The 24,788-nt window shown below is 49.1% G+C and carries 26 protein-coding genes; 15 read left to right on the forward strand and 11 right to left on the reverse strand.

All coding sequences use genetic code 11. From position 1 onward, the window contains the following. Positions 1 to 75: 75 nt before the first annotated feature. Positions 76 to 381 carry a MazG nucleotide pyrophosphohydrolase domain-containing protein gene (locus O4H49_RS14925; protein ID WP_269424230.1) on the reverse strand — a complete coding sequence of 102 codons (306 nt, stop codon included), beginning with the start codon at positions 379 to 381 and terminating at the stop codon, positions 76 to 78. Between the two features lie 160 nt (positions 382 to 541). Between O4H49_RS14925 and O4H49_RS14930 the strand changes: the two genes are divergently transcribed. The 6 genes from O4H49_RS14930 to O4H49_RS14955 all read left to right on the forward strand — a co-directional run bounded on the left by O4H49_RS14930 (position 542) and on the right by O4H49_RS14955 (position 4,950). Continuing rightward, complete coding sequence (locus O4H49_RS14930; protein WP_269424231.1) at positions 542 to 1,567, forward strand: adenosine deaminase; 1,026 nt, start codon at positions 542 to 544, stop codon at positions 1,565 to 1,567. Between the two features lie 98 nt (positions 1,568 to 1,665). Beyond that, positions 1,666 to 2,490 (forward strand): inositol monophosphatase family protein, encoded by an 825-nt coding sequence (locus O4H49_RS14935; RefSeq protein ID WP_269424232.1) that lies wholly within the window; start codon positions 1,666 to 1,668, stop codon positions 2,488 to 2,490. Between the two features lie 128 nt (positions 2,491 to 2,618). Then, the gene (locus O4H49_RS14940; RefSeq protein WP_269424233.1) at positions 2,619 to 2,948 is read left to right on the forward strand and encodes an NIPSNAP family protein; all 330 of its coding nucleotides are present in this window, start codon (positions 2,619 to 2,621) and stop codon (positions 2,946 to 2,948) included. Then, entirely contained in the window at positions 2,945 to 3,289 is a 345-nt protein-coding gene (locus tag O4H49_RS14945) for an antibiotic biosynthesis monooxygenase family protein (RefSeq protein ID WP_269424234.1), read from the forward strand. The genes O4H49_RS14940 and O4H49_RS14945 overlap by 4 nt, the downstream gene beginning before the upstream one ends. Before the next feature lie 165 nt (positions 3,290 to 3,454). Next, complete coding sequence (locus O4H49_RS14950) at positions 3,455 to 4,336, forward strand: AEC family transporter (protein WP_269424235.1); 882 nt, start codon at positions 3,455 to 3,457, stop codon at positions 4,334 to 4,336. A gap of 83 nt (positions 4,337 to 4,419) precedes the next feature. Then, complete coding sequence (locus O4H49_RS14955) at positions 4,420 to 4,950, forward strand: PAS domain-containing protein (RefSeq protein ID WP_269424236.1); 531 nt, start codon at positions 4,420 to 4,422, stop codon at positions 4,948 to 4,950. A gap of 104 nt (positions 4,951 to 5,054) precedes the next feature. Here the strand turns inward: O4H49_RS14955 and mazG are convergent, their stop codons facing one another. Further along, positions 5,055 to 5,867 (reverse strand): nucleoside triphosphate pyrophosphohydrolase, encoded by an 813-nt coding sequence (mazG, locus tag O4H49_RS14960; RefSeq protein WP_269424237.1) that lies wholly within the window; start codon positions 5,865 to 5,867, stop codon positions 5,055 to 5,057. Positions 5,868 to 6,158: 291 nt separating this feature from the next. Between mazG and O4H49_RS14965 the strand changes: the two genes are divergently transcribed. From O4H49_RS14965 to O4H49_RS15000, 8 genes are all read left to right on the forward strand, one after another. Then, entirely contained in the window at positions 6,159 to 8,234 is a 2,076-nt protein-coding gene (locus O4H49_RS14965; protein WP_269424238.1) for a methyl-accepting chemotaxis protein, read from the forward strand. A gap of 481 nt (positions 8,235 to 8,715) precedes the next feature. Continuing rightward, positions 8,716 to 10,080 (forward strand): substrate-binding protein, encoded by a 1,365-nt coding sequence (locus O4H49_RS14970; protein ID WP_269424239.1) that lies wholly within the window; start codon positions 8,716 to 8,718, stop codon positions 10,078 to 10,080. Positions 10,081 to 10,230: 150 nt separating this feature from the next. Further along, positions 10,231 to 11,247 (forward strand): branched-chain amino acid ABC transporter permease, encoded by a 1,017-nt coding sequence (locus O4H49_RS14975; protein WP_269424297.1) that lies wholly within the window; start codon positions 10,231 to 10,233, stop codon positions 11,245 to 11,247. Between the two features lie 3 nt (positions 11,248 to 11,250). Then, on the forward strand, positions 11,251 to 12,402 hold the full coding sequence (locus tag O4H49_RS14980; protein WP_269424240.1) for a branched-chain amino acid ABC transporter permease: 1,152 nt from the start codon (positions 11,251 to 11,253) through the stop codon (positions 12,400 to 12,402). A gap of 34 nt (positions 12,403 to 12,436) precedes the next feature. Then, positions 12,437 to 13,192: an ABC transporter ATP-binding protein gene (locus tag O4H49_RS14985; RefSeq protein ID WP_269424241.1), complete on the forward strand. Its 756-nt coding sequence runs from the start codon at positions 12,437 to 12,439 to the stop codon at positions 13,190 to 13,192. Further along, positions 13,189 to 13,938: an ABC transporter ATP-binding protein gene (locus O4H49_RS14990; protein WP_269424242.1), complete on the forward strand. Its 750-nt coding sequence runs from the start codon at positions 13,189 to 13,191 to the stop codon at positions 13,936 to 13,938. The genes O4H49_RS14985 and O4H49_RS14990 overlap by 4 nt, the downstream gene beginning before the upstream one ends. Before the next feature lie 185 nt (positions 13,939 to 14,123). Beyond that, positions 14,124 to 14,765 carry a LysE family translocator gene (locus tag O4H49_RS14995; RefSeq protein ID WP_269424243.1) on the forward strand — a complete coding sequence of 214 codons (642 nt, stop codon included), beginning with the start codon at positions 14,124 to 14,126 and terminating at the stop codon, positions 14,763 to 14,765. Between the two features lie 50 nt (positions 14,766 to 14,815). Then, positions 14,816 to 15,592: a retropepsin-like aspartic protease family protein gene (locus O4H49_RS15000; protein WP_269424244.1), complete on the forward strand. Its 777-nt coding sequence runs from the start codon at positions 14,816 to 14,818 to the stop codon at positions 15,590 to 15,592. Between the two features lie 216 nt (positions 15,593 to 15,808). Here the strand turns inward: O4H49_RS15000 and O4H49_RS15005 are convergent, their stop codons facing one another. Beyond that, positions 15,809 to 16,258 carry a DUF2247 family protein gene (locus O4H49_RS15005; RefSeq protein ID WP_269424245.1) on the reverse strand — a complete coding sequence of 150 codons (450 nt, stop codon included), beginning with the start codon at positions 16,256 to 16,258 and terminating at the stop codon, positions 15,809 to 15,811. Positions 16,259 to 16,551: 293 nt separating this feature from the next. Next, positions 16,552 to 16,821, reverse strand: a complete 270-nt coding sequence (locus O4H49_RS15010; protein ID WP_269424246.1) for a hypothetical protein — start codon at positions 16,819 to 16,821, stop codon at positions 16,552 to 16,554. A gap of 279 nt (positions 16,822 to 17,100) precedes the next feature. On the opposite strand from O4H49_RS15010, the gene O4H49_RS15015 reads away from it, so the two are divergent. Next, a complete protein-coding gene (locus tag O4H49_RS15015; protein WP_269424247.1) occupies positions 17,101 to 17,343 on the forward strand; it encodes a CDGSH iron-sulfur domain-containing protein in 243 nt (80 codons plus the stop codon). Between the two features lie 24 nt (positions 17,344 to 17,367). On the opposite strand, the gene O4H49_RS15020 is transcribed toward O4H49_RS15015, so the two are convergent. The 7 genes from O4H49_RS15020 to O4H49_RS15050 form a co-directional block, all read right to left on the reverse strand. Continuing rightward, positions 17,368 to 18,486 (reverse strand): carbohydrate kinase family protein, encoded by a 1,119-nt coding sequence (locus O4H49_RS15020; RefSeq protein WP_269424248.1) that lies wholly within the window; start codon positions 18,484 to 18,486, stop codon positions 17,368 to 17,370. Between the two features lie 140 nt (positions 18,487 to 18,626). Beyond that, complete coding sequence (fbaA, locus tag O4H49_RS15025) at positions 18,627 to 19,697, reverse strand: class II fructose-bisphosphate aldolase (RefSeq protein WP_419715231.1); 1,071 nt, start codon at positions 19,695 to 19,697, stop codon at positions 18,627 to 18,629. 56 nt (positions 19,698 to 19,753) lie between these two features. After that, positions 19,754 to 20,827: a Gfo/Idh/MocA family protein gene (locus O4H49_RS15030; protein WP_269424250.1), complete on the reverse strand. Its 1,074-nt coding sequence runs from the start codon at positions 20,825 to 20,827 to the stop codon at positions 19,754 to 19,756. Beyond that, the gene (gene nagA, locus O4H49_RS15035) at positions 20,827 to 21,975 is read right to left on the reverse strand and encodes an N-acetylglucosamine-6-phosphate deacetylase (protein WP_269424251.1); all 1,149 of its coding nucleotides are present in this window, start codon (positions 21,973 to 21,975) and stop codon (positions 20,827 to 20,829) included. Before nagA ends, O4H49_RS15030 begins: the two co-directional genes overlap by 1 nt. Continuing rightward, a complete protein-coding gene (locus O4H49_RS15040; protein WP_269424253.1) occupies positions 21,976 to 23,016 on the reverse strand; it encodes an SIS domain-containing protein in 1,041 nt (346 codons plus the stop codon). Continuing rightward, positions 23,016 to 23,786, reverse strand: a complete 771-nt coding sequence (locus O4H49_RS15045) for a GntR family transcriptional regulator (protein WP_269424254.1) — start codon at positions 23,784 to 23,786, stop codon at positions 23,016 to 23,018. Before O4H49_RS15045 ends, O4H49_RS15040 begins: the two co-directional genes overlap by 1 nt. Next, positions 23,776 to 24,675, reverse strand: a complete 900-nt coding sequence (locus tag O4H49_RS15050) for a BadF/BadG/BcrA/BcrD ATPase family protein (RefSeq protein ID WP_269424255.1) — start codon at positions 24,673 to 24,675, stop codon at positions 23,776 to 23,778. The genes O4H49_RS15045 and O4H49_RS15050 overlap by 11 nt, the downstream gene beginning before the upstream one ends. Between the last annotated feature and the right edge of the window lie 113 nt (positions 24,676 to 24,788).

Here is a 24,788-nt window from a genome sequence, read left to right on the forward strand (position 1 = left end):
GGGGGACATTGTTCGTGCAGTTTCATCAGGACACAGCTTCTGTCGCCAGTTTATTGATTACAACCGACCCAATGATCACTTGGGGATTTTGGGTATGTGTTTACCTGTGCCGTCACCGCTGGATATCCATTGACGGGAACGGTTGATTTTCATCTTTTTCTCGATCTCCTGGTTGAGATCAAGTTGGTATTGGTCCAGCAGGCGATGTAATAAAATCACAACATCAGCTGTTTCCTTACCAATTTCTTCCAGGTCCTCTTTGTCAATAGCCTCAGCCAATTCCTTCATTTCTTGCAAAGCTCTGGCCACCAGGCTCTGTGGATTTGTTACAGGGCCAAAGGTATCTTCTGCCCACAGGCATATTGTGTCTTGTGTTTCCATTCTGTTGCTTTCGAATAGATCGTACCGTTGTTATGTGAACTTGGTGTTATGTGAATTTGGGTGGACACTAACAGGTATATCAATCCCCGTTCTATTTTCTTTCTTGTGGTAAGAAGATAGAATTAGTCAGGAATTACAACTGAATTATTGGACAAGATGCATGAGCGACCTCGAGAAATTTATTACTGCCTTGCCAAAAGCGGAACTCCATTTACATCTTGAAGGCTCGCTTGAGCCTGAGTTGATGATGGAATTGGCGACAAAAAATAATATCGAGCTGCCTTATCAAACCATTGATGAAATTCGTAAAGCCTATGATTTTTCGAACCTTCAGGATTTCCTTGATATTTATTATCAAGGCATGAACGTCTTGCAAGGGGAGGAGGACTTCTATGCCCTCACCATGGCATATCTGGAAAAAGTATCCGGTGAGGGAGTGGTTCATGCTGAGGTATTCTACGATCCGCAAGGCCATACAAGCCGGGGCGTTCCCTTTGCCGAGGTAACAAACGGTATTCTGCGTGCCCTTGATGATGGTCGTGAAAAATATGGAGTCAGTTCAGAGCTGATCATGTCTTTCCTGCGCCACCTAAGCGAAGAGGAAGCTTTCGCGACCCTGCGCGAAGCAGAGCCCTGGTTTGATGGACGTATTATCGGTGTAGGGTTGGATTCCAGCGAACTTGGGCATCCGCCTTCAAAATTTCAGCGCGTTTTTGCTGCGGCGCGGGAAATGGATCTTTTACTGGTTGCGCATGCTGGTGAAGAAGGCCCGGCGGCTTATGTCCGCGAGGCTGTCGAACTGTTGAAAGTTGACCGGCTTGATCATGGAAACAGAACGCTCGAGGATACGGCGCTAACAGAAACGTTGGCCCAGTCAGGAATGACCTTTACCGTTTGTCCGCTTTCCAACCTGAAGCTCTGCGGGGTCCCGGATATGAAAGAACACCCCTTGCGCAGGATGATGGATGCGGGTTTGAAAGTCACAGTTAATTCTGATGATCCTGCTTATTTTGGAGGTTATATGACGGCTAATTTTTTATCTGTGGCTCAGCCACTGGATCTTTCAAAGGAAGATATCGCACAACTGTGTCGCAATTCAATTGCAGGCTCTTTCCTGACCGAGGAGGAAAAATCTGTGCATATAGCCGCAATTGACCAGGTTCTGCTTCACCCCTGGAATTGTTAGGAGGGTTGCGGGTTAATAAAAAATCAGGAAAATTACCTTATATCAAAAGGATATCGCCATCCTTTGACATGGCATTACATTTTCCATAGAAGAGGCAGATGTCCATAAAACTTGATCAGATCCCGTCTTTTCTAAGAAGTGTCGCCGAAACTGAAATCATGCCCCGCTTTCGCAATTTGGCGCAGGGGGAAGTATTACAGAAAAAAGGTGGCGAAACAGTGACCATTGCGGATCTGGAAACGGAAAAGCATCTGTCTCGCCTGTTGCTGGATCTCTTTCCCGGCAGCTATGTAATTGGCGAAGAAAAGGTTGCAGAGCGACCAGATCTTCTAAACGGCTTGCCTGATGAAAAACTGGTGTGGGTCATTGACCCGATCGATGGAACCAATAATTTTGCCAGAGGCAGCGAAACTTTTCGAACCATGCTGGCCTTGCTATACCAAGGAGAAACCATTGGCGCCTGGATTTACGATCCGGTAAGGCAAATTCTGCTGGAGGCGCAAAAAGGAGAGGGGGCTCGACTTGATGGACGGCCTCTGGTCTTGAGTAAACCTTTCCCCCTGAGTTCATCTGACTGTATCGGCACATTACATGGGTCCGAAAACAGTGATCCTCTTCTGGCCAAAACAGTGCAGAGAAATCGCGATCAGCTGAATGTGGTCAAAACATTGCGCTGTGCAGGGGCTGATTATGAGCGTTTATCCCGTAGCGAGACCCACTTTGCCCTTTTTACCCGCCTGATGCCCTGGGACCACCTGCCGGGAATTTTGATTCATCAGGAAGCAGGAGGGTATAGCGCCTGTCTTGATGGCGAAGAGTACCGGTCACATTCCTATGCCAAGGAAGGTTTGCTACTGGCACCAAACAAGCAGATCTGGAACGAGATCCGGGATGTTTTATTGCCTGCAATCCCTGGGAAGTGAGAGCAGGCACTTTCTGATCAAAAGAAAGCTGACAAAGATAATTAATCATAGATACTTCGTTCTGTGACGAAGCATATTGCAGAAAGGGTCTGCTATAAAAATGTCTCTACAATCTATGAGGCAATCCTATGATTACATGTTTTATTCGTTACGAAATCGACCCTTATAAAAAAGACCATTTTGATCAATATGCCAGGAACTGGGGTCAGGCTATTCCACAGTGCGGTGCTGATCTTATTGGTTATTATTCCCCGCACGAAGGATCTGCTACCACGGCTTATGGGGTGTATAGCATAAAGGATCTCTCTGAATATGAAGCCTATCGAGCGCGCTTAAGAGAGCATCCCCTTGGCAAGGAGAATTATGAATTTGCCAAACAGGAACAGTTCATTCGTAAAGAAGATCGACTGTTTTTAAGCCTGGCTTCAGCACCCCATGCCCCGTTGAGGACAAGATGATTGCGGTTATATTTGAAGTCTGGCCTGCAGCAGGGCAGCAGGAAGACTATCTTGGTCTGGCGGTAGCATTGAAATCAGATCTTGAAGAAATGGATGGCTTTATCTCTATCGAACGCTTTCAGAGTCTGGCGGCAGAAGGAAAGATTCTCTCCCTGTCATTCTGGCGTGATGAACTGGCTGTAAGTAACTGGCGTAATCATGAAAAACATCGCTGTACCCAGGCAAAAGGTCGTGCAGGGGTTTTTTCTGATTATCGGTTACGGGTTGCCGAGGTCAAACGGGATTACGGGATGTACGAGAGAGAGGAAACCCCAGAAGATTCACGGAAGGTGTTTCCTTAAGTCGATAAAGCAGGTGTTGTTGATTATTTCACTCATCTAAAAGAGCTCAAAAGCCGGAATGGATTTTTCTTTTCCGGCTTTTCTTTGACAGGTCAAAGGATTACTGGAATTGTTGTCAGCGCATTATCTTGTTTTTTTGCCATTTCAAACAGACTTGTGGATATCATGATCGCTGAAATTCTTGGAATTATTGCTCCGGTTCTTATCTGTATCGGTATCGGTTTTGTCTGGGCAAAAGCCGGCCGGAAATTCGATACGCCGATGGTTACTTTTCTGGTGACGTATTTTAGCACTCCGGCCCTTGTTTTTTATACACTTTCTACTGTAGATCTCTCACTTGAGGCTCTCTTCGCTATGGGAGGCGCTGCCGTTGCGGCCAATATTCTCTTCGCCGTCATTGGTGCAGTCTGTTTATGGCTAGCGGGGCTATCACAAAGAACATTTCTCCAGTCTCTCACCTGGCCCAATGTTGGTAATATTGGTCTTCCCCTTTGCCTGCTGGCTTTTGGAGAGGAAGGCCTGGCTCTGGCGATCGGTTTCTTTGCCGTTTATGTTGTGATCCAGCTGACGGTTGGTGTTGCTTTTGTTTCTGGGCAGTTCACGGCAAAATCTTTGATATCAATGCCTATTATTCCGGCAACAGTCATTGCAATGGTGATACTTGTCTGGGGTGTATCAGTCCCGCAATGGATTTTAAGTACAACCAGACTTATCGGAGATCTGACCATTCCCCTGATGCTGATTACCCTGGGGGTTTCTCTGGCCAGTCTCAAGGTTGTCAATATTACACGCAGTATCTGGTTAGCTCTTTTCAGGTTGGGGATTGGTTTTACCGTTGGCCTTATGGTCTCCTGGGGATTGGATCTTGAGGGGGTTGCAAGAGGCGTGGTTATTTTGCAGTGTGCTTTGCCCGTGGCAGTATTCTGTTATCTTTTTGCCCAACTTTATAACCGGCAACCCGAAGAAGTTGCCAGCCTCGTGGTTATATCAACGACTTTATCTATCGCAACGTTGCCAGTTCTGATGTGGTATGTCCTGCAGGCCTAGGGAGAAGAATAAAAGGTTGATAACAACAGGAGATTTATGAATAGTCTCCCGCTTTTGATATGAGTGTAGGGATTATCGTTATAATGTATAACGTTAAAGATATTCTGGACTGTTCTGAAACCGGGGATGTTACCCGTCACTGGCTGTATTTGACCCAAACAGGTGTGGTGCCCAGTTTGAGCGACATGGATCCTGTCCACTTTCCCAAAGCACTTCCCCATATATCTCTTTTTAAATACAATCCGGAAGACGACGATTATTACTGCCGGCTTGCTGGCGAAGATGTGTCAAATGCGCATAGCATACGAATGAAGGGGAAAAATCTTTCTGTCCTTTATCCTGATGAACAATTCAAGACAATCAGAATGCACTGGAATTCTGTGCGCTCAAGGAAAGAAGCCCTTGTTGTATCTTGCGAATTACATCATTCCGTCAAGATTATTCCTTCTTTACACGTCATTTTGCCTTTGAAAGAGGATGAGAGTGACGAACTGGTCATGAGCATATCTGTGTACCGGTATGATGTAGATTACTTTCATAATGACGATGTCAGCAGAAGCTATAAATATACCTATATAACCGACGAAATAAGACAGTCTCTCCTGAACAGCTAGATGCACCGGATAAAACCTTTGATACGGCGAAGGTTGGTAAAAAGCAGGCCCGGTTCATTGTCGACAGTTAAAGACACTGGCCGGAACATGGTGCTGGTCCCAGGTTAGAGCTGTTTTTGGTCGGACCAGATTTTCTCCATTTCATCGAGCGATGTCTGTTCAATTTTTTCACCTCGGTTTTTCAGGGTCTGCTCTACTGCCCGAAAACGTTTTTCAAACTTGGCATTGGTGCGTCGTAAAGCCTTTTCAGGGTCAAGGTCCAGATGCCGGGCCAGGTTGACCACAGAGAAAAGAACATCCCCAAGCTCGTCTTCGGCCCGGTCGATGGAGCCCTTGTTTTCCAGTTCGTATTTGAGTTCTTCAATTTCTTCATGGATTTTGGCAATTACCGGCGCGAGATCCGGCCAGTCAAATCCGACTTTGGCGGCTCTTCTTTGCAGTTTGATCGCCCGGGTTGCTGCAGGAAGTCCAACAGTGATGCCATCAAGGACAGATTCTTCAGGATTTCCTTTTTTTGCTTCGCGTTCTCTGGCCTTGATTTCTTCCCAGGCTATGACCTGTTCTTCTGCTGTTCTGTGATCGGCAGAGCCATAAACATGTGGGTGACGCCCAATCATTTTTTCCGTGATGGCCTGGGCCACGGCATCAAAATCAAACAGTTCCTGTTCCCCGGCAATCTGAGAGTGATAGACAACCTGAAGCAGGAGATCCCCGAGTTCATCTTGCAAATTGGCGTGATCCCCTCTTTCGATCGCATCCGCGACTTCATAGGCTTCTTCTATCGTATAGGGCGCGATCGTTTCGAACGTTTGTTCAATATCCCAGGGGCAACCACCATCCGGAGATCTGAGATCCTGCATTAATTGAATGAGGCGATCTATACCCCTTTGGGTCGGGTCCGGAATTACTTTGCTCATCAGGAAATCCTGTCGGTTACGGGGCTGTTACGGGGCTGTTTCTGTGATGTTAGCTCTAGCAGAGCCTTCAGGTAATTTAAAGAATCTCCTGTTTTATTCCGGTTGGAATTCATTTGGCAGGAATTCAGCGGAGTTATCTTTGCTTGTATATCCTTGGGACAAGCAGAAGTTTACATCTTTTTAATATCGGTCCTTTAAATTCCATAGCAGGCCTGAAACGTGAAAACTCAGGTTTAAAGAGATGAGTAATCAATCCAGTGCAGGCTTCTTTGCAGGAAAATGGAACAGACAATGTTAAATAAGCTTTCCCTTAGTGCCAAACTTACCCTTACAAGTGCTGTTATCGTTGTCATATGCTTGACAATAAGCATTGTTCTGATGGCCCGAACAACAGAAAATACCGTGCGGGATCTGACACTTGATCAGGCGCGTGCCATCGGAAAGGCCGAGGCAACAGAAGTTCAGCGTCAGCTTGATATAGGTATGACGGTTGCCCACTCTCTGACCCAGACCTTTGTGGGAATGCGGGCAAAAGGTGTCACTGACAGGGCGGCTTATGATGAAGTCCTGAAGCAGACACTGATCGAAAACCCGGTTCTGGCCGGAGCCTGGGCAGGGTATGAACCCAATGCACTGGATGGCCAAGATAGCGAATATGTTACAGAGAAAAATCAGAGCGGTCGTTATCTGACCTATTACTACAACTTTGGAAAAGGGGTTCTTCCTTCTACAATCGGAGCCTATGAGGAAGATCCAAACACGCCTGAGACAGACTGGTATTATTTGCCCGTGCGGACAAAAAAACCAGCAGTTGTGGACCCTATCGGGTATGATATTGAAGGAAATATTGTCACGCTGACATCGTTTGTTTACCCCATTCTAGATGAGAATGACAAGGTCCTGGGTGTTGTCGGCGTTGACATGAACCTTAACGATATGGCGAGTTCCTTTAACAAATTGGCACCTTTTGAATCCGGTACGGTCAATCTTGTCTCCAACAATGGGAAGTGGGTCGCGCATAGCGATCCAGACTTGCTGGGTACCCCGCTGAACACCGAGAAAAGTCTGTTCAACAAGGCTATTCCTTTGATCAAGGATGGTAAATCTCTCGAAGGAGAAGACGAGGATCTGTATCGCCTCTTCATTCCCGTAAATGTGCGGGACACCCACGCTCCCTGGTCTGTTCTGGTGAATGTTCCAGTCAGCAAACTGACTGAAAAAGCCATCGTTATGCAGCAGTTTACTGTAATTGGTGGTGTGATCTTGCTGATTATCCTGAATGTGGCCTTGCTTATTATCGTTCGCATTATGATCCGTAACCCTCTTCAGAACAGCATGCTTGTGATTGAGGCCTTGATGGCCGGAAATTACAAAGTGGAAGTGAGTGGTCAGGATCGAGGGGATGAAATCGGTGACATCAACCGGGCACTGGAACAGTTCAAAGGAAATGCTGAACAGGTTCATCGCATGGAAGAGGAAAAACTTCTTGCGGAACAGAAAGCTTCCGAGGATCGGCATACAGCCCGTATGAGCATGGCCAACGATTTTGAAACCTCGGTCGGAAAGATTATCTCTTCTGTCTCCAACTCTGCCAATGGTATGCGAACAACGGCCCAGAATATGGCTGGCGCAGCTAACCAGTCGTCAAACCAGGCGTCTGTCGTTACCGAAGCAGCTGAAGCGGCCTCGGTAAACGTACAGTCGGTAGCGGCTGCAACCGAAGAGCTTTCCGCATCGATTAACGAGATCAGCTCCCAGGTCCAGAGATCTGCGGATATTGCAAGCAATGCTGTGGAGGAAACTTCCCGGACCAATCAAAAGGTTGAAGGCCTGGCTGCTGCGGCTGATCGAATTGGTGAGGTCGTCAAGTTGATTAACGATATTGCCGAACAAACCAATCTTCTGGCACTGAACGCAACGATTGAAGCAGCACGTGCAGGAGAAGCCGGAAAAGGCTTTGCTGTGGTAGCTTCAGAAGTGAAGTCGCTGGCAAACCAGACAGCAAAAGCAACAGAGGAAATTTCAGGACAGATTACCTCTATCCAGAATGAAACGCGCGAAACCGTTGATGCAATTCACAGTATCTCCACAACCATTGATTCTATTCATGAGGTTGCTACAGCCATTGCCTCGGCCGTAGAAGAACAGGGGGCTGCGACGGCTGAAATCACCAAATCAGTACAGCAAGCTGCAAACGGAACTGATCAGGTGACGTCAAATATTGTACAGGTTCGCGAAGCCGCAAATACGACAGGAACAGCAGCGGAGGAGGTGCAAAATTCTGCAGCAAATCTGGCCCAGGAAGCCTTACAACTGGAAGAACAGGTTCATGAGTTCCTGCGACGACTGAGAACCGCTCAGTCATAAATTTTTTTCTGAACAAGCAATTATTGAAACCCCGAAGCGGTAGACTGCTTCGGGGTTTTTCGTGTTTTATTTACAAATTATCTTTGCCTCAAATATTAATGTAAAATTATTAACTCAAGCGATCTTTGAGGGCAAAGCTCTGTTGCCTGAATTTTCAAAGGGGCAGATATTTCCAGCACAACGGCAAGAACAAAAACAAGAATGCCGTCTGTGATATCGGGTTCGTTAATACAAGTAATGGGAACTTGTCTGCCAAATTCAAATCCTGACAAAATCATTGTTAAAAAATCAGGGATGCAGACAGGGCAGGGGGACTGAAAGAGAAACAGGTCATCCGCTGTCTCCCGCTAAATGAATGTCATAAGGATTGCTCTTGATCCTGGTGCATTGATAGCAACGAAACCGAACATAGAAAACAACAGGATGCCCAGGGGCATTTTATATTGAACAGAATGAGCGAATTCTTGGGAGACACACAAACATGACCGATAATTCAAATAAAAAATTTCATCTATCCCGTCGCCGGCTTCTTACTGGTGCGGCTGCGGTAAGTGCCGGGGCTGCAATGTTTGGTGGATCCCCGATGGGGTTTGTCAAAGGGGCTTGGGCAAAAAATTTCAGGAATGATCCTGGCAACAATTCTTTTGTCAAATTCGGCTTCAACGTTCCGCAAACCGGTGCTTATGCCGATGAAGGGGCCGATGAACTCCGGGCTTATTATCTTGCCGTAAAACACCTGAATGGCGAAGGTGATGGCGGTATGCTGACAACCATGCAACCTAGTTCTTTGAAGGGTAATGGTGTTCTTGGCAAGAAGGTCGAGTATGTCACGGGTGATACACAGACCAAATCTGATGCCGCGCGCGCTTCGGCCAAGCGGATGATTGAAAAAGAGGGCGTGACCATGTTCTCCGGCGGGTCTTCCTCCGGTGTTGCTGTGGCAACCCAGTCCCTGGCCCAGGAAATGGGTGTGATCTTTATGTGTGGACTGACACACTCGAATGACACAACAGGTAAGGACAAGCGTCGTTACGGCTTCCGCCACTTCTTCAACGCTTATATGTCCGGTGCGGCCCTTGGCCCGGTTCTGAAAGACGAAATGGGCACGGACCGTCGTGCCTATCACCTGACAGCGGATTATACCTGGGGCTGGACCCAGGAAGAGTCGATCAAGAACACGACTGAAGCCCTTGGTTGGGAAACGGTGAATGCCGTTCGTACCCCTGTTGGTGCGGGTGATTTCTCTCAGTATATCACACCGGTTTTGAATTCTGGCGCTGATGTGTTGATCCTGAACCACTATGGCAAGGATATGATCAACTCTCTGACCCAGGCGATCCAGTTCGGCCTGAAAGACAAGCAGGTCAATGGCAAGAACTTTGAAATTGTCGTGCCGCTGTTCTCCCGTCTGATGGCGCAGGGTGCTGGCGAAAACATCAAAGGAATTCTGGGAACCACCAACTGGAACTGGTCCTTGCAGGATGCCGGATCGCAGGCTTTTGTGAAGTCCTTTGGTCAGGAATATGGCTTCCCGCCATCACAGGCTGCTCATACCTGCTATGTCCAGACACTGCTTTATGCAAATGCCTGTGAAATGGCCGGAACTTTCTATCCTCCAGAAGTGATCAAGGCTCTGGAAGGCTTCAAGTTCGATGGTATGGGCAATGGTCCGACTGAATACCGTGCCGCTGATCACCAGTGTTTCAAGGATGTTCTGGTTGTGCGTGGTAACGAAAATCCGACTACCCAGTTTGATTTGCTGAATGTTGTCCAGCAGGTTCCACGGGCCCAGGTTGAATACGACCCTGCCATTTTTGGCGGTGAACTCGGCCCTTACGAGGTCTGATCCACAGGTATGGACCGGGTTACAATAAGAATCCGGTCCACCCTTGTTGATGATTTTAGAAACAAGACGATGTGCCCGGTAGTCAGTGAGCCGTCTCCTGTACTGGCAATATCTACTGGCAACATCAAAACCAGCAGCGAAATTAAAAATATGGATGCACTTGTACTGCAACTCCTGAACGGGCTCGACAAAGGGGGCGCCTATGCCCTGATTGCCCTGGGACTAACACTGATCTTCGGAACTTTGGGGGTCGTGAATTTTGCTCATGGGGCGCTTTTTATGCTTGGCGCTTTTTGTGCCGTGGCAATGAAGCAGCTTCTGACACTTTCCAAACTGGTCAAAGATGAAAGCATCACCTTTTTTGACGCTTTCAAGGAAGAACCCTATCTCAAGATATGGTTTGGCGATACCGGGGCCGTGATTATCGACTATGCTGTACCAATTTCGATCCTGCTCGCCATTCCGATCATGTTGTTGATTGGGCTGGCGCTTGAACGCGGTCTGATCAGGTTCTTTTACAAACGGACACATGCGGAACAGATCCTTGTTACCTTTGGTATGGCGATTGTCCTGCAGGAAATCGTCAAGGCAATGTTCGGCGCGAACCCTGTACCGATGCCGCCACCTGAAATTTTTGCAGGCTCAGCCGATATCGGATCTTTCCTGGGGCTCGGGAATTCTGTTGTGTATCCCTGGTGGCGTCTTGTCTATCTCGGGTTTGCCGGAATTGTAATTGCTGGTGTGTTTTCTTTCCTGCAGTTCACGACCTTTGGAATGGTGGTTCGGGCCGGGATGCAGGACAGGGAAACTGTCGGGCTGCTCGGGATTGATATCGAGCGTCGCTTTACGATCGTCTTTGGTCTGGCTGCTGTGGTTTCGGGACTGGCTGGTGTGATGTATACCCCGATCGTTCCGCCGGACTATCATATGGGAATGGACTTTCTGGTTCTTTCGTTTGTCGTGGTTGTCGTTGGTGGCATGGGGTCTCTGACGGGCGCTGTCGCAGCCGGTTTCCTGCTCGGAATTCTGCAATCTTTTGCGTCAATGAACGAAATCACTTCAATTCTCCCTGGTATTGACCAGATCATTATTTTCCTTGTTGCGGTTGTCATTCTGCTGGTTCGTCCCCGTGGTCTGATGGGCCGAAAAGGCGTAATGGAGTCCTAAATCATGATTACAGCTACGCCACGTAATGACTTGTTGTTAATGGTATTTTTTGCCATTGCCATTCTCACTATGCCAATCTGGTTGTCTCCGATAGGCGCAGCCTATCCCGATCTCCTGCAGCGCTTTGCTATTTACGGGATCTTTGCCATTGGCTTTAATCTTCTGTTCGGTCTGACCGGATATCTTTCTTTTGGGCATGCGGCCTTTCTCGGCGTTGGTTCCTATACAGCCGTCTGGTCATTCAAACTGCTCAGCATGAGTGTCATTCCCGCCGTTCTGTTTGGGGTGATTACCTCTGGACTGTTTGCAATTGTCATCGGCTATATCAGCCTCAGACGTTCCGGTATCTATTTTTCCATCCTCACACTGGCCTTTGCCCAGATGTCCTATAACCTCGCCTATTCGGTTCTGACACCGATTACCAACGGTGAAACCGGGTTGCAGCTGGCTCAGGAGGACCCCCGGGTTTTTGATAACCTGTTCGGCGGGGCAATGGAAAGCGGCACGGGTATTCCCCCGACCAATCTCTTTGGCATGGAAATGAGCGGCTATCCCGGTTTCTATTTCTGTGCAGTCCTGATGATTATCGGTTTCTATATCTCGATGCGGATTACCCGCTCACCTTTTGGCATGATGCTCAAGGCGGTGAAGTCCAACCAGAACCGTATGAGCTATACAGGCCTCAATACACGCCCTTATACACTGGCTGCATTTGTCATTTCCGGAATGTATGCCGGGCTTGCAGGCTCGCTTCTGGCTGTCACAGATCCTCTGGCAGGGGCCGAGAGAATGCAGTGGACTGCTTCAGGTGAAGTGGTGCTGATGACCATTCTTGGTGGTGTCGGAACCTTGATGGGACCTGTCATCGGGGCAGGGGTAATCAAGTACTTTGAAAATATTTTCTCGGCCTTTAACGATGATGCGCTGCACGAGATCTTCTCCTTCCTTCCGGATGTGCTCCAGGACGGTGTTGTTGCCGTTGTCGGACTCTTTGTCGGTGAGGGGTGGCATCTGACGCTTGGAGCCTTGTTCGTTATCGTCGTTGTTTTCCTGCCGGGGGGGATCATGGAAGGTATCAGTCGCCTGTCCCGTATCTTTTCCCAGAAGAAAGCAGAAGAACCCACCGTGAAAACCCGGACACAACCAGGTGAATAGCCAAAAGAGAAAATTTAAATAAAGAGAGAATGTCATGGGTATTCTTGAAGTTCGCGATGTTAACAAGAGCTTTGGTGGTCTGCAGGCCCTGAATAATGTTCAGCTGAATGTTGAAGAAGGTTCTGTTCACGCCATAATCGGCCCTAACGGGGCCGGGAAATCTACCTTCCTGAACTGTCTGGTCGGGAGACTTACCCCCGATACGGGGAGCGTTACCTTCAATGGAGGATCGCTGTTGGGAATCACGCCGCATGAAATCAACCAGGCCGGAGTGGCGAGGGTGTTCCAGACCCCGGAAATATTCGGAGATCTGAGCCTGTTGGATAATGTCATAATACCAACCTTTGCCACCAGAGACGGCGCCTTTACCCTGAATGCCTGGAAGCGGGCGGATCAGGACAAGGAAGTTCGGGAAAAAGCCGAACACATGCTTGAAGATGTGGGGCTGATCGAGAAAAAGGATTTTATCGCGGGCAGTCTGTCACGTGGGGACAAGCGGCGTCTGGAACTGGCCATGTGCCTGGTGCAGAACCCGAAACTGCTGCTGCTTGACGAACCAACTGCCGGCATGTCCCGCGCGGATACCAACAATACAATTGACCTGCTGAAGCGTATCGGCAAGCGCGGGATTACCAAGATCATTATTGAACATGATATGCATGTGGTCTTTTCGCTGGCCAACAAGGTCAGTGTTATGGCGCAGGGAACGGTGATTGCCGAAGGATTGCCGGAAGACATCAAGGGTGATCCCCGTGTGCAGGAAGCTTATCTGGGGGGAGCCCACCTATGAGTATGACCCGCGTAGAACCCGTTACCAACAAGGGGGGAGCACCGGCTTTTTTCTCGGCCTGGGATCTTCATGCCTATTACGGTGAAAGTTATATTGTTCAGGGTGTTAGCTTCGATATTCGCGAAGGCGAGATTATGGCACTTCTGGGCCGTAACGGTGCTGGCAAAACCTCAACCCTTCGGGCAATTGCCCGCACAGCAGATCCCGTGTTGACCCATGGGGAAATCTGGCTGGATCACAAGCCGTTGCATTCAATGAAATCATTCGAGGCTGCGAGGAATGGTGTCGGACTTGTACCGGAAGATCGCAGAATTATCCCTGGCCTGACGGTCGAGGAAAACCTGCAACTTGCCCAGATTTCAGCGCCTGTAGGCTGGACGATTGAAAGAATTTATGACCATTTCCCCCGTTTGGCAGAGCGACGTAACCAGGAGGGAATAACCATGTCCGGGGGGGAGCAACAGATGTTGGCTGTTGCCCGGGCATTGGCGAGGGATGTTAAACTGCTGTTGCTGGATGAGCCTTATGAAGGCCTCGCGCCAGTGATTGTACACGAAATTGAAAGCATCCTTCGTGAGATCAAATCACATGGCCTGACCACAATTATCGTGGAACAGAATGCCATCGCGGCCCTTAACCTTGCTGACCGTGCCATTATTCTTGATATGGGGCAGGTGGTGTTTGACGGTACTGCCCAGGAGGTACTGGACGATGCCGGATTGCGCCAGGAATATCTGGCCATATAATCCCAGCGCGCTCGCGACCAGAACTCGAAAAGGGAGCTAGGTGCTCCCTTTTTTTGTTTTGTGATCGCGTTCAGACTTTACCCGGATCTGTTTGTTGATCTGTTTTGAACACAAGCCGTGATGTTCTGTCTTGCCAGTTTCACGTCCAGTCTGCCATGATTTATGCAGAACAGGAGAGAAAACGGATGGCAGAAGCAATTGCAATAATCAGTATCTTGGGTGTTCTTGCCATTGGTGCAATTACACCTGGGCCGAGTTTTATTCTTGTCGCCCAGATTTCTCTGTCGCGTTCTCGTTCCCATGGAATTGCCGCAGCGGCAGGAATGGGGGCAGGGGCAATCTTTTTTGCGATCCTTGCTCTTCTGGGGTTGCAGCTGATCTTTATCGAAATTGACTGGCTTTATGCCGCTTTCAAAGTTTTTGGCGGCCTCTATCTGCTTTATCTCGGGATCCGGATATGGCGCGGAGCAAAAAACACTCTGATGCCTTCCGCAGACGATCCGGCATTTGCTGCAGCGGGTCTGACACATAAAGCCACTTGTCTGCGCGCTTTTTTCTATGCTTTTATGACCCAGATCAGCAATCCCAAGGCAGCGATTATCTATAGCGGTGTTTTTGCCGTTTTTCTTCCGGCCGAGATATCTTTCTGGTTTCCCATGGTGCTTTTACCGGCAATCCTGTTGCTTGAAACGGGCTGGTATCTTCTCGTCGCCTGTGCCTTATCCGCACCGGTTTCCCGCAATATCTACCTGCGGGCAAAATGCTCGATTGATCGCATTGCCGGGAGCCTGATGGGACTGCTTGGCATAAAGTTGATGACAAGCTGATTCTGTTCTTTTTCCACCAGCACCATTGTTACCCCAGGACCATATAAAACATGTCAGAACGCCCTGATGATCCCTTTGGAAACAACAATAAAGATGACCAGCAAGAATCTGATAAAAAAGGACTATCTCCTTTTGTTCTTTTTCTTGTTCTTCTTGGATTGACCGCGGGTGGAATCTTTTTTCTGATGGATAAATTCCCTTCGACCTTGATGGACGAGGATAACCAGATTGATCTGGTCAGGTTACTGGCCATTCTGCTGCTTGTCATGTCGTCAGCGGTTGGTTTGCGTCGTATCAGTGCTTCGACCCTGCCAAGGTATCTGCGCGATATCGCGATCTGGGTCTGTATCTTTGCTGTTCTGCTGTTGGGTTATAGTTACAGGGATCTGTTCAGCGATACCGGGCAACGCCTGTCCAGTGTGCTCTTGCCCGGCGAGGCCGTGGTGACTGAACAGGGCGATCTGGTTTTTACCCGGTCCCGGGACGGGCATTTCTATATTGATGCGTCTGTCGAAGGCATAAAGGTCCGTTTTCTGGTCGATACCGGGGCAAGCAGCCTGGTTTTGAGCCCGGCGGACGCGGCAAGATTGGGATTTGATTTTAACCAGTTGCTGTTCAACCAGACCTTCGAGACAGCAAACGGAACGGGCAGGGGCGCCAGAACCCGGCTGGACAGTATGACAATCGGATCTGTAACCTTTGACAATATCCCCGCATCGATCAATGAAGCATCCATGTCAACGTCTCTGTTGGGTATGTCTTTCCTCAAACGCCTGCACAGCTTTGAGTTTCAGGGTGATCAGCTGATTTTGCGTGTGGAAGGATGAATTACAAACGGTACGGTGTTTGAGGATAATCAGCGATTTTGGTACTCGGTTTCCTATTGTTTGTCCAGCCAGGGGATGTTATTTTGTTCGCATAATTTATATTATGGAAAATTAAGTGTAGGAAATTGAAACCAAAAGATAGAACTCAAAAAATCAAAAGAGCTGCCGAAGCTGCTCTTGAAAATAAATATTTAAACTGGCCTTTGGAACATTTGATTATTGTTGCGTAAGCCTAATCCTCAATTTTTCTATAACTTGAATCATAGCTACCAACGGAGCAATTTCACTCTGTGAATAAATACTGCACGAAGCCATATCTTCGGGATAATCAAAATTCGCATAGACCTCTTGTAGCCTATTAAGCTTGGTTTGTTCGTCATCATCTGACTCTGCAATATAGAGGAGATGAGCTAATCTCCATTTATCAAGATCAACAGATTTATCCGGCTGTTTAACTAGATTCGAAATCAGGTTAAACAGCTCTTCATCTCCCAAAGACTCTCCGCCAGCGATTATCGCCACTTCCACATCGTCATTGCCATTAACGATAAGGTCGACAGCACAATCAATAACATCCTTCTGACTGATCAAACCTCTTCTCAAACCAATAAGAATCGTAGACCAACAGAGTAGATTAAAATTTATCAATACCTTAAGCGGTGACATATTGGTCTACACTCTTTGTAACATTTCATCGCAAACCAGTTTTTTCTTAGTTGTGACCTACAATAATCCTAAATTTTTCCCAGAAATCACAATCAAATACACTATCTTCATTCAGTCCGAGGTCCTGACCCAATTTAAAATATGTTTCCATTTCACCTTCATTTAAATCAGCATTAGCTTTAATTAACTTGATAAATAATCCCTCGAATGCGACAGAGAAAATTCAAGTCAGAGGATAACAGTGTCATCCTCTGACTTGAAAAACGCCCAAAATAAATGAAGTTTATGTTTCTTTAGGGAGAAACTGTGTGATCTTGAAATTGATCACCATACTTGCGGTCGGCCCATTTGGCCAAAACGATCCCCCCTATAGCCACAACAGCAGCAATGACAGCTGATGTGAGGAGAGGCTCCAACAGGAGTTGAGTATTATTTCCCAGACTCGGCACAAGACTGGCAAATGCGCTGGCTGCAAAAATTGTTGCCAACAGAGTTCCAATTCGGCTTAAAACCCAGCCGGAAGACTTGAGTATCACTGGTAAATACGAGGTTTTCTTACTCATGATACAACCACCTTTCTCTGTAGCTGAAGAAGGTACCTTACTGGAGATCGAATCTCTTTTCAATCTCCTGCGCAAAAAAGTCACAGCTTTCATAAAAGTATCGGCAAGATTTTTCCTGGGATAAACTGTCAAAAATACGAGATATCTATTTGAATTATAGTGATAATATATATTTTAAAGAGAAAATTGTAAGTGTTCTTCTTTTTGAGGCTTTAATGATAAAATGCTCAAGGAACTCAACTGTTTGTAAAAAATAAATACACGGAATGGGAGAAAATCATGGAAAATCCTGTTGTTGCTGAGGCGGCACCAGCCATTGTCGAGTTGACTGAAGGAAAAACCTATTTCTGGTGTGCTTGCGGACGCTCCGGGAAACAGCCCTTTTGCGACGGCAGCCACAAGGGGACTCCTTTTGAGCCCTTGTCCTTTATTGCCGATAAAAGCAAAAAGTATTTTCTCTGCCAATGTAAACACAGTGCAAAGAAACCCTTCTGCGATGGCAGTCACAAGCACCTGCTGTAAAAATATAACAGCCTGCGGATGAGTTCAGCCTTTAGAGACGCGATTACCTGTCGGATAACGCTTGAGTTTTCCCCAGTCAGCCTTTGTGATCTGGTGCAGGATCTCATCTTTGCCAAGTAGGCCGGATTGGGTATCCATAACTGAAACAACAGAAGCTGCGTTGATGGCAGCGGCTTTTAGGGCTGTTTCGTCCCCCTGCCCCAAGGCAATAAAGGCGGAAAAGGTTGATGCAAAGGAATCTCCGGCACCTGCCGTCCCCATTACCTTGGCCTTTTGTGCCGGACAGAACACGATTTCCTGATCGGTTCCGAGATAGGCGCCTTCTTTTCCATTGGTGACCAGCACCTGTTTGGGGCCAAACTGGGTAATGGTTGAGACAAAACCTTCCAGAGACAAGCGGGCACCGGTTACGCCAACTCCTTTCTTGAGGAGCTCAGGCAGGCTTTTTTCACTGGAATAGGCACAGCAACCGGTAAAGTCCTTTTCCGATTTTGCTGATACGAAAGGCAAAAGACGCGCTGCCTCAACCTCGTTGAGAACCAGGACATCTATGTTGGCCAGAGAATCCCAGAAGGATTGGGTTCGCGAGGTTAGCTGACGTATTCCCGGGTTGGCCACGACCAGACTGCCCGCTTCCTTTGCCAGGCGGACAATTTTTGGAAAACAATCTGCAGATGCCCCACTGAGCCCCGTAACGTAAGTCAGACCCACGTCGGTAAACATCTCGGGCCTGATCTCATCTGGTGTAAGCAGGGTATTGGCACCACGGGCGACAAAGATTGTCGGATTCCGAACGTGGGAGGAAACCATCACGGCGCACCCCGTAGGCAGATCAGACCCCTTTATCACCCACTTGCTGCCAACACCTGTTTGTTCCAGACGCTTCAGGACCATCTGGCCTTCGATATCATCGCCAAGTTTGACGACGCAGGAGATATCCAGACCGAGTTTGGCCATGGAGACAGAGGCATTGATGGCACCACCACCGGTATGGGTTTCGATGGTTTCCGCCTCAACCTTCTTGCCTTCTTCCAGCAAGAGAAAGTTGGTAATGGCATTGTGCATCGTCATACGTTCGATTTCATCGTCTGAAACAGAGGCGATGATATCTACCGTTGCCCCTCCCAGTGCCAGTGCCTTCATTTTTTTACCCCGCCCTAAATAATTGTACCCGAACCCGGTCTGGTCCCTATCCTGCTTACCCGTCGTCTGGCCAGATTAACCAGCCCGATTAACCAGCCAGACTAACTGGCCAGTTTAACGCGTCAGATTAACGCGTCAGATTAACTGGCCAGGGTTTTGCCGTTAGAACCGAGCACAGCAAAGATTTCATCCAGTTTTTCTCCGAGGCCCTTTTCTGCCTGTCGCATCCACTTGCGCGGATCATAGGCACTTTTCAGTGGCTTGCCGGTTTCAGGATCAATCTGGGCCTTAAAAGCGTTCTGGTTGGCGTTAACATAGGCACCCACCGGTTCTGAATAGGCGTACTGGAGATCGGTATCCACGTTCATTTTGAAAACGCCATAGGAGACAGCTTCGCGAATTTCTTCTGCAGAAGAACCAGAGCCGCCATGGAAAACCAGATCCAGGGCATTTTCAGCCAGAGCAAAGCGCTGGGATGCAAGTGTCTGGGAATCCTTAAGGATTACAGGACGCAATTTGACATTACCGGGCTTGTACACGCCGTGAACATTACCGAAAGAAGCGGCGATGGAGAAATGTCCCAGAGGACTCAGGCGTTTGTAGGCCAAAGCAACGTCTTCTGGCTGGGTGTAGAGTTTGGGATTGTCTGCACCGGTATGTTCAGTGCCGACACCGTCTTCCTCGCCACCGGTAACGCCCAGTTCGATTTCGAGGCTCATGTCCAGTGGGGCCATCTTTTCCATATAGATGGCACAGGTCTCGATGTTTTCCTCGATCGGTTCTTCCGAGAGATCGATCATGTGGGAGGTGTATAGCGGCTTGCCGGTTTCCTTGCGGAATTTGGCACCTTCTTCAAGCAATCCGTCAATCCAGGGCAGCAGGCCGCGGTTGGCGTGATCGGTATGAAGAACAACGCAGACCCCATATCCTTCAGCCATCAGGTGCACGTGGCGGGCCAAGGAAACAGCACCCAGAACCTTGCCTTTCATGCCATCAGGGTAGGCAGGACCTCCAAAGAAAGCGGCCCCGCCGTTCGAGACCTGGATAATGACATCAGACTTGTTGCGCGCGGCGGCTTCAAGCACGGCGTTGACGGTGCTGCTGCTGGTAACGTTGACAGCGGGAAGTGCGTAATTTCCTGCTTTGCAAGCCTGAACCAGTTTCTCGTAATCCTTACCGGTGACCACACCGGGGCGAAGTTTTTCGGACACCGCCGTTCCTCCCTCTTGTCGTATTTCATCAGTGCCCAGAACAGGCATTGATCGTGTTACAGATAGACCACCTGCCCGCTTCGGATCGAACGATCCGCCGCCAGCACAATCTTCATGCTGTTGACAGCATCCTGAAGGTGATTATCCAAATTCAAATCTTCCGTGATTGCCTTTAGCAGAAAATCCTGTTCTCTCAAACAAAGAGCGTCATGATCAGGTTCATCTTGCATCTGAATCAAGCGATCTTTGTGAAAAAGTCCCGACTTTTTATCCAAATCGGCAGAATGACAGAGAATTGCCGAGGTTTTTGTATGGCTGTCGATGCTGTCCGATTCCATATCCGGGTTCTGTTCCGCTGCGACAATTGAAACCGAACCTTTGGGGCCAATGACATCTTTCACAAAATAGGCGGTTTCGCTCATCATCGGTCCCCAGCCCGCTTCATACCAGCCGATTGATCCGTCTTCGTAAGCAACCTGCAACTGGCCGTAGTTGTACATATCAGGTGCAATTTCATCGCTCAGACGGGCGCCAATCGCATGTACCTTTACCGGACGGGATTCCGTCATCAGGCACATCATATCCACATAGTGCACCCCGCAATCAACCAGGGGCGAGATGCTCTTCATCAGCTGTTTGTGGACTTGCCAGGTATCGCCTCTGCTCTGCTGGTTCAGGTTCATCCGCATCACCAGCGGTTTTCCCAAGGTTCTGGCCTGACGGACAAATTCCTGCCACGAAGGGTGATGCCTGAGAATATACCCAACCACCACCTTGCGACTTTTTCTCTTTGCTGCTGCAATAACCCGCTCAGCCCCCTCGACTGTTTCGGCAATCGGCTTTTCCATAAAAACATGAGCATCAGCCTCCAGGGCTTTGATTGCAAACGTTTCATGTGTATCCGGCCAGGTGTTTATCGAAACCACATCAGGCTTTAGCTGCTGTAATGCCAGGTCATAGTCATTGAAACGGGGATAGATGGAAAGCGCTTCAGGAAGAACAGTCTGTTGATCCAGACTTCGGCTGCACAGGCCGACGATCTCAAAACCACTTAGGACGTGATAAGCTTGGGCGTGGGAAATACCCATATTGCCCAGACCAACGATCAGTACCTTCTGCTTCTCGCTCATTATACTATTCCGTCTGCTGCCATATCCCTGCCGTTAATCCAGCTTTCCTGGACTTCAATGCGTTCGTTCAGTTGAACCAGTGACGCTTCGTAACCTTTTTCGATGCGGCCATAACGTTTGCCCAGGCCGAGGAACTCTGCCGGGTAAAGCGATGCCATGCGCAAGGATTCATCCAGCGTAAGATCAAGCAGGGAAACGCTGTTGCGCACGGCTGATGCCATATCGAGATCAGCCCCGGCGAGAACCCCTGTATCCGTAATGCAGCGCCCTTCCCTGCTCCATATCTTCTGGCCATAGAGTTCAAAAAAATCTTCACGGCTGCCGACGGTCGGCATGGCGTCGGTCACCAGCAGCATTTTACCGGGAGTTTTGGCTCTGATGGCCGCTCTCAGGCTGGCTGGATGAACATGATAACCATCGACAATCAGCCCACACCAGCTTTGTTTGTGATCCAGTGCTGCACCAACAGCGCCAGGCTCCCGACTGCCCAGAGGGGACATGGCGTTAAACAGATGAGTGAAGCAGGATAACCCTTCACTGAAAGCACGCTGGAAATCTTCATATTCCCCTGCTGTATGACCTGCTGCGACCAGAACACCTTTGCTGACGAGTTCCCGTATCACACCGGAGGCCGCCTTTTCTGGCGCCAGGGTGACAAGGGTCTTTCCCAACTCAAGGCTTGTGATGACAGAGAGCGCATCTTCTTCCATGAGCCGTATCTGGTTTTCCTGATGGACACCTTTTCTTAAAGGGTTGAGGTACGGGCCTTCCAGATGTATCCCCAACACCCCCGGTTCTCCGGCAAGTAGAGCCTGTCTCATGGCCGAGATCGCCCGGACCATTACCGAGCGTTCATCGGTGATCAGTGTGGGCAGCATGCCAGTGGTGCCGAAACGTCTGTGGGCTTGGGCAATGGCCCGGATACCCTCGATGTCAGGCTGGTCGTTGAACAGTACGCCTCCACCCCCATTTACCTGGATATCAATAAAACCTGGAACCAGCATGTCTCCTGCAAGATCCCGCTGATTATATCCTGATAGATCTGTTTCCCCAACAGCTTCAATGATGCCTTTATTAATGGTGACGGTTGCCTTGTCCAGCCACCTGTCGCCGGTAAATACGCGGGCATTGACCAGGGCTGTTTTCATTTACACGGTCTCCGTAACTTTTTTCAGGTTGCGCGGGCTGTCCGGGTTAAGGCCGCGTAACGCTGTAATTTTTTCGGCCATAATATAAAAACTCTGGATCATGACCGGCAGCTGGCAGAAGGGGTGAATATTTGTCTCGATCGGTAAAATGCCTTTTCCACCCTCACCTTCTTGAACGGTAAAGACAGCACCGCCCATTTCCCTGAAGTTTGTGGACAGCTGTCCGACAGAATCCCAGGACTGGTCCCGCTGGCGGAATATCAGGACGGGGTATCCGTCAGCAACGAGGGACATCGGTCCATGCTTGACCTCGGCAGCACTAAAGGCTTCCGCGTGAATATAAGCTGTTTCCTTGAATTTCAGGGCTGCCTCAAGAGCGATACCAAAACCCGGACCACGACCGACGGTAAAGAGGTTATCTGCAGAGGAAAAAAGCTCCTGAGGTTCTGACCAGTCATTGCGAAGTCCTCTGTCGAGTTGGTCGGGCAGGCGATCCAGAGCCGGAAGCAGGCCGCTGTCATAGCCCCAGACAGCACTCAGCTGTAACAGAGCGGTTAAAGAGGCGATGTAGCTTTTTGTTGCGGCAACGGACTTTTCCGGACCAGCATGGAGTGGCAGATAATAATCAGACAGTGCCACCAGCGGAGACGCCGCATCATTGCAGATGCAAACAACAAAGGCACCCTGGTCCTTGGCATTCTGGGTTGCCTGAACAAGGTCGGGACTGCGCCCAGACTGGGAAATGGCAAGAAACAGGCAGTCCTTCATTTTTAGAGATTGCCCATAGAGGGTCGCAATTGAAGGAGCATAGGATACAACAGGCAAGCCCAGATTGATTCCCAGCAGGTACTTGGCAAAGGCGCAGGCATGGTCTGAGCTGCCTCTGGCACAGGTTGCAATAAATCTGATGTTTCTTGAGCGCAGCTCCAGGGAAAGTTCTTCAATGATATTTCTGTTGGCCTTGAGCTGGCGAGATACCACTGCGGCAGTTTCTTCTGTTTCCTTTGACATCAGGCTTTGGGTTTGCGTGCTTCTTGTCATCAATCGTTTCTTTTCTGATTATCCAGATGCAGTTCGGCGATAAAGTCATAACTGTCGCCGCGATAGTGTGATCTGGTGAATTCTATGGGACGCATATCCGGCAGGAAGGAGCGTCGTTCGATATAAAGTGCCGCCCCCCCGGGGGGCATACCCAGAAGTTCAGAATGTTCGGGTTGCATCAGCTCGGCCCGCAAGCGCTGCAAGGCTCTTTGGGGGCGCAGGCCCGTCTTGTCGAGTATTCTGTAGAGGGAGTCTTCAACGGCCAGCGGGTCGGGGAGAAAAATTTGCGGAATTGATGCCTGCTCAATCGCGAGGGCTTTATTGTCAGCACAGCGAATACGATGCAGTCTTGAAACTCCCGCGCCGGGAGAGAGGTTCAGCGCCATGGCTTCTTCGGGCGTGGCCAGTCCAATGGTTCGTTCAATCCATATAACCGAAGACTGCATGCCCCGGGCCGAGATATCCTCGGTAAAACTGGTCAGTTTTGAGAGAGGCTGTTCAAGGCGCGCGGCAACAAAGGTTCCCGCACCGTGTTTCTGTACAAGCAGACCATCTTTCACCAGATCCTGTACGGCCTTTCGGACTGTAACACGGGACACTTCCAGTTCTGCTGCAATATCCCTCTCACTTGGCAAGGCGTCTTCAACTTTGAAAGCGCCTGTTTCTATGGCCTGGCGAATAAGGCTGCGAAGCTGTTTGTAAAGCGGGGTCGGGTTTGAGGTATCCAGACGAGATTTGACCTGCAATGCTCTGAAGGTACTAGCTTTCACACGCAGATACTCCTGTGTTGGGGGTTCTGGACTTCACCATGAGAATGCCGCCATCCATGGCATCACCTTGTGGCTCGGTCAGAACCTGCCTCAGATCATCTGGCAGTCTCGGACCTATACGTCTGGAAACGCTGCCCATCAGACTGACTCTCTGGACGCCCTGGTCCAGCAGAGACTGGATCATGGAGCTGGCTTCATAAACGGCTTTTGCAACAAGCCTCTTGGCCAGCGGGTCTTCCTGATCTGCACTATCAAAAATCAAAGGGGCAAAAGCACCATATTGATGCGGCTCAGCTTTTTCCGCCCATTTCACCATTTCTTCCGGATCATTGTTGAAATGTTTCATGATTGCCCGGGTCAGATCTGTTTCGGGCCGACAACCCTCATAGGCGAAAAGCGCGCTGCGAACGGCGCTTAACCCCAACTGGGCTCCCCCTGCATGATCGGATATTTCAAAGCCCCATCCTCCAACATTTATTGTCTTTCCTTCGACGATACCCAAGGCGCATGAACCTGTACCGAGAATAAGAATGCCGCCATCTCGTCCCGTATGTGCTCCGAGACAGGCAGTGTAGGCATCCGTTGCTCCGCAGACCGAAGCGAAAGAATGTTTGAAAGACAACATGTTGTGTAGTTCGCGCTCAAGACCTAGCCCGGCCAGGCCAAGACCTACGTGCAGGCGTGAAAAATCCTCACGTCCCCGCCCGGCCTGTTGCAAGGCAAGGACACAGGCTTTTTCGATTTCATAATAAACACGCGCCGCGCCAAGCCGTGAGTTGGAAGGGCCAGCCTCGCCTTCTCCGATCATCTGCCCATCGGCGGTTTCTATGCGAACACGACATCGCGTTCCCCCACCATCGACACCGACAAAGAGCTTTTCATCGTTCACGCGAATCTCCAAGACCACTAGAATACCACTACTAAAAACCATTCAAATACCAATTTAGCGTATTTTGTAGATCAGGTAAATTGGAAAGCCATGAAATATTTCTTAAATATTAT

The organism is Kiloniella laminariae, assembly GCF_027214005.1.
Taxonomy (GTDB): Bacteria; Pseudomonadota; Alphaproteobacteria; order Kiloniellales; family Kiloniellaceae; genus Kiloniella; species Kiloniella laminariae_A.

What these genes read in the sequence shown, in the direction of transcription:
- O4H49_RS14990 (WP_269424242.1), top strand. Translation starts at nt 13,189, where the DNA reads ATGAGTATGACCCGCGTAGAACCCGTTACCAACAAGGGGGGAGCACCG.
- O4H49_RS14985 (WP_269424241.1), top strand. Translation starts at nt 12,437, where the DNA reads ATGGGTATTCTTGAAGTTCGCGATGTTAACAAGAGCTTTGGTGGTCTG.
- O4H49_RS15000 (WP_269424244.1), top strand. Translation starts at nt 14,816, where the DNA reads ATGTCAGAACGCCCTGATGATCCCTTTGGAAACAACAATAAAGATGAC.
- O4H49_RS14970 (WP_269424239.1), top strand. Translation starts at nt 8,716, where the DNA reads ATGACCGATAATTCAAATAAAAAATTTCATCTATCCCGTCGCCGGCTT.
- O4H49_RS15005 (WP_269424245.1), bottom strand. Translation starts at nt 16,258, where the DNA reads ATGTCACCGCTTAAGGTATTGATAAATTTTAATCTACTCTGTTGGTCT.
- O4H49_RS14975 (WP_269424297.1), top strand. Translation starts at nt 10,231, where the DNA reads ATGGATGCACTTGTACTGCAACTCCTGAACGGGCTCGACAAAGGGGGC.
- O4H49_RS14940 (WP_269424233.1), top strand. Translation starts at nt 2,619, where the DNA reads ATGATTACATGTTTTATTCGTTACGAAATCGACCCTTATAAAAAAGAC.
- O4H49_RS14935 (WP_269424232.1), top strand. Translation starts at nt 1,666, where the DNA reads ATGTCCATAAAACTTGATCAGATCCCGTCTTTTCTAAGAAGTGTCGCC.
- O4H49_RS14945 (WP_269424234.1), top strand. Translation starts at nt 2,945, where the DNA reads ATGATTGCGGTTATATTTGAAGTCTGGCCTGCAGCAGGGCAGCAGGAA.
- nagA (WP_269424251.1), bottom strand. Translation starts at nt 21,975, where the DNA reads ATGAAAACAGCCCTGGTCAATGCCCGCGTATTTACCGGCGACAGGTGG.
- O4H49_RS14955 (WP_269424236.1), top strand. Translation starts at nt 4,420, where the DNA reads ATGTATAACGTTAAAGATATTCTGGACTGTTCTGAAACCGGGGATGTT.
- O4H49_RS15040 (WP_269424253.1), bottom strand. Translation starts at nt 23,016, where the DNA reads ATGACAAGAAGCACGCAAACCCAAAGCCTGATGTCAAAGGAAACAGAA.
- O4H49_RS14930 (WP_269424231.1), top strand. Translation starts at nt 542, where the DNA reads ATGAGCGACCTCGAGAAATTTATTACTGCCTTGCCAAAAGCGGAACTC.
- mazG (WP_269424237.1), bottom strand. Translation starts at nt 5,867, where the DNA reads ATGAGCAAAGTAATTCCGGACCCGACCCAAAGGGGTATAGATCGCCTC.
- O4H49_RS14980 (WP_269424240.1), top strand. Translation starts at nt 11,251, where the DNA reads ATGATTACAGCTACGCCACGTAATGACTTGTTGTTAATGGTATTTTTT.
- O4H49_RS14995 (WP_269424243.1), top strand. Translation starts at nt 14,124, where the DNA reads ATGGCAGAAGCAATTGCAATAATCAGTATCTTGGGTGTTCTTGCCATT.
- O4H49_RS15020 (WP_269424248.1), bottom strand. Translation starts at nt 18,486, where the DNA reads ATGAAGGCACTGGCACTGGGAGGGGCAACGGTAGATATCATCGCCTCT.
- O4H49_RS14925 (WP_269424230.1), bottom strand. Translation starts at nt 381, where the DNA reads ATGGAAACACAAGACACAATATGCCTGTGGGCAGAAGATACCTTTGGC.
- O4H49_RS15015 (WP_269424247.1), top strand. Translation starts at nt 17,101, where the DNA reads ATGGAAAATCCTGTTGTTGCTGAGGCGGCACCAGCCATTGTCGAGTTG.
- O4H49_RS15030 (WP_269424250.1), bottom strand. Translation starts at nt 20,827, where the DNA reads ATGAGCGAGAAGCAGAAGGTACTGATCGTTGGTCTGGGCAATATGGGT.
- O4H49_RS15010 (WP_269424246.1), bottom strand. Translation starts at nt 16,821, where the DNA reads ATGAGTAAGAAAACCTCGTATTTACCAGTGATACTCAAGTCTTCCGGC.
- O4H49_RS14950 (WP_269424235.1), top strand. Translation starts at nt 3,455, where the DNA reads ATGATCGCTGAAATTCTTGGAATTATTGCTCCGGTTCTTATCTGTATC.
- O4H49_RS14965 (WP_269424238.1), top strand. Translation starts at nt 6,159, where the DNA reads ATGTTAAATAAGCTTTCCCTTAGTGCCAAACTTACCCTTACAAGTGCT.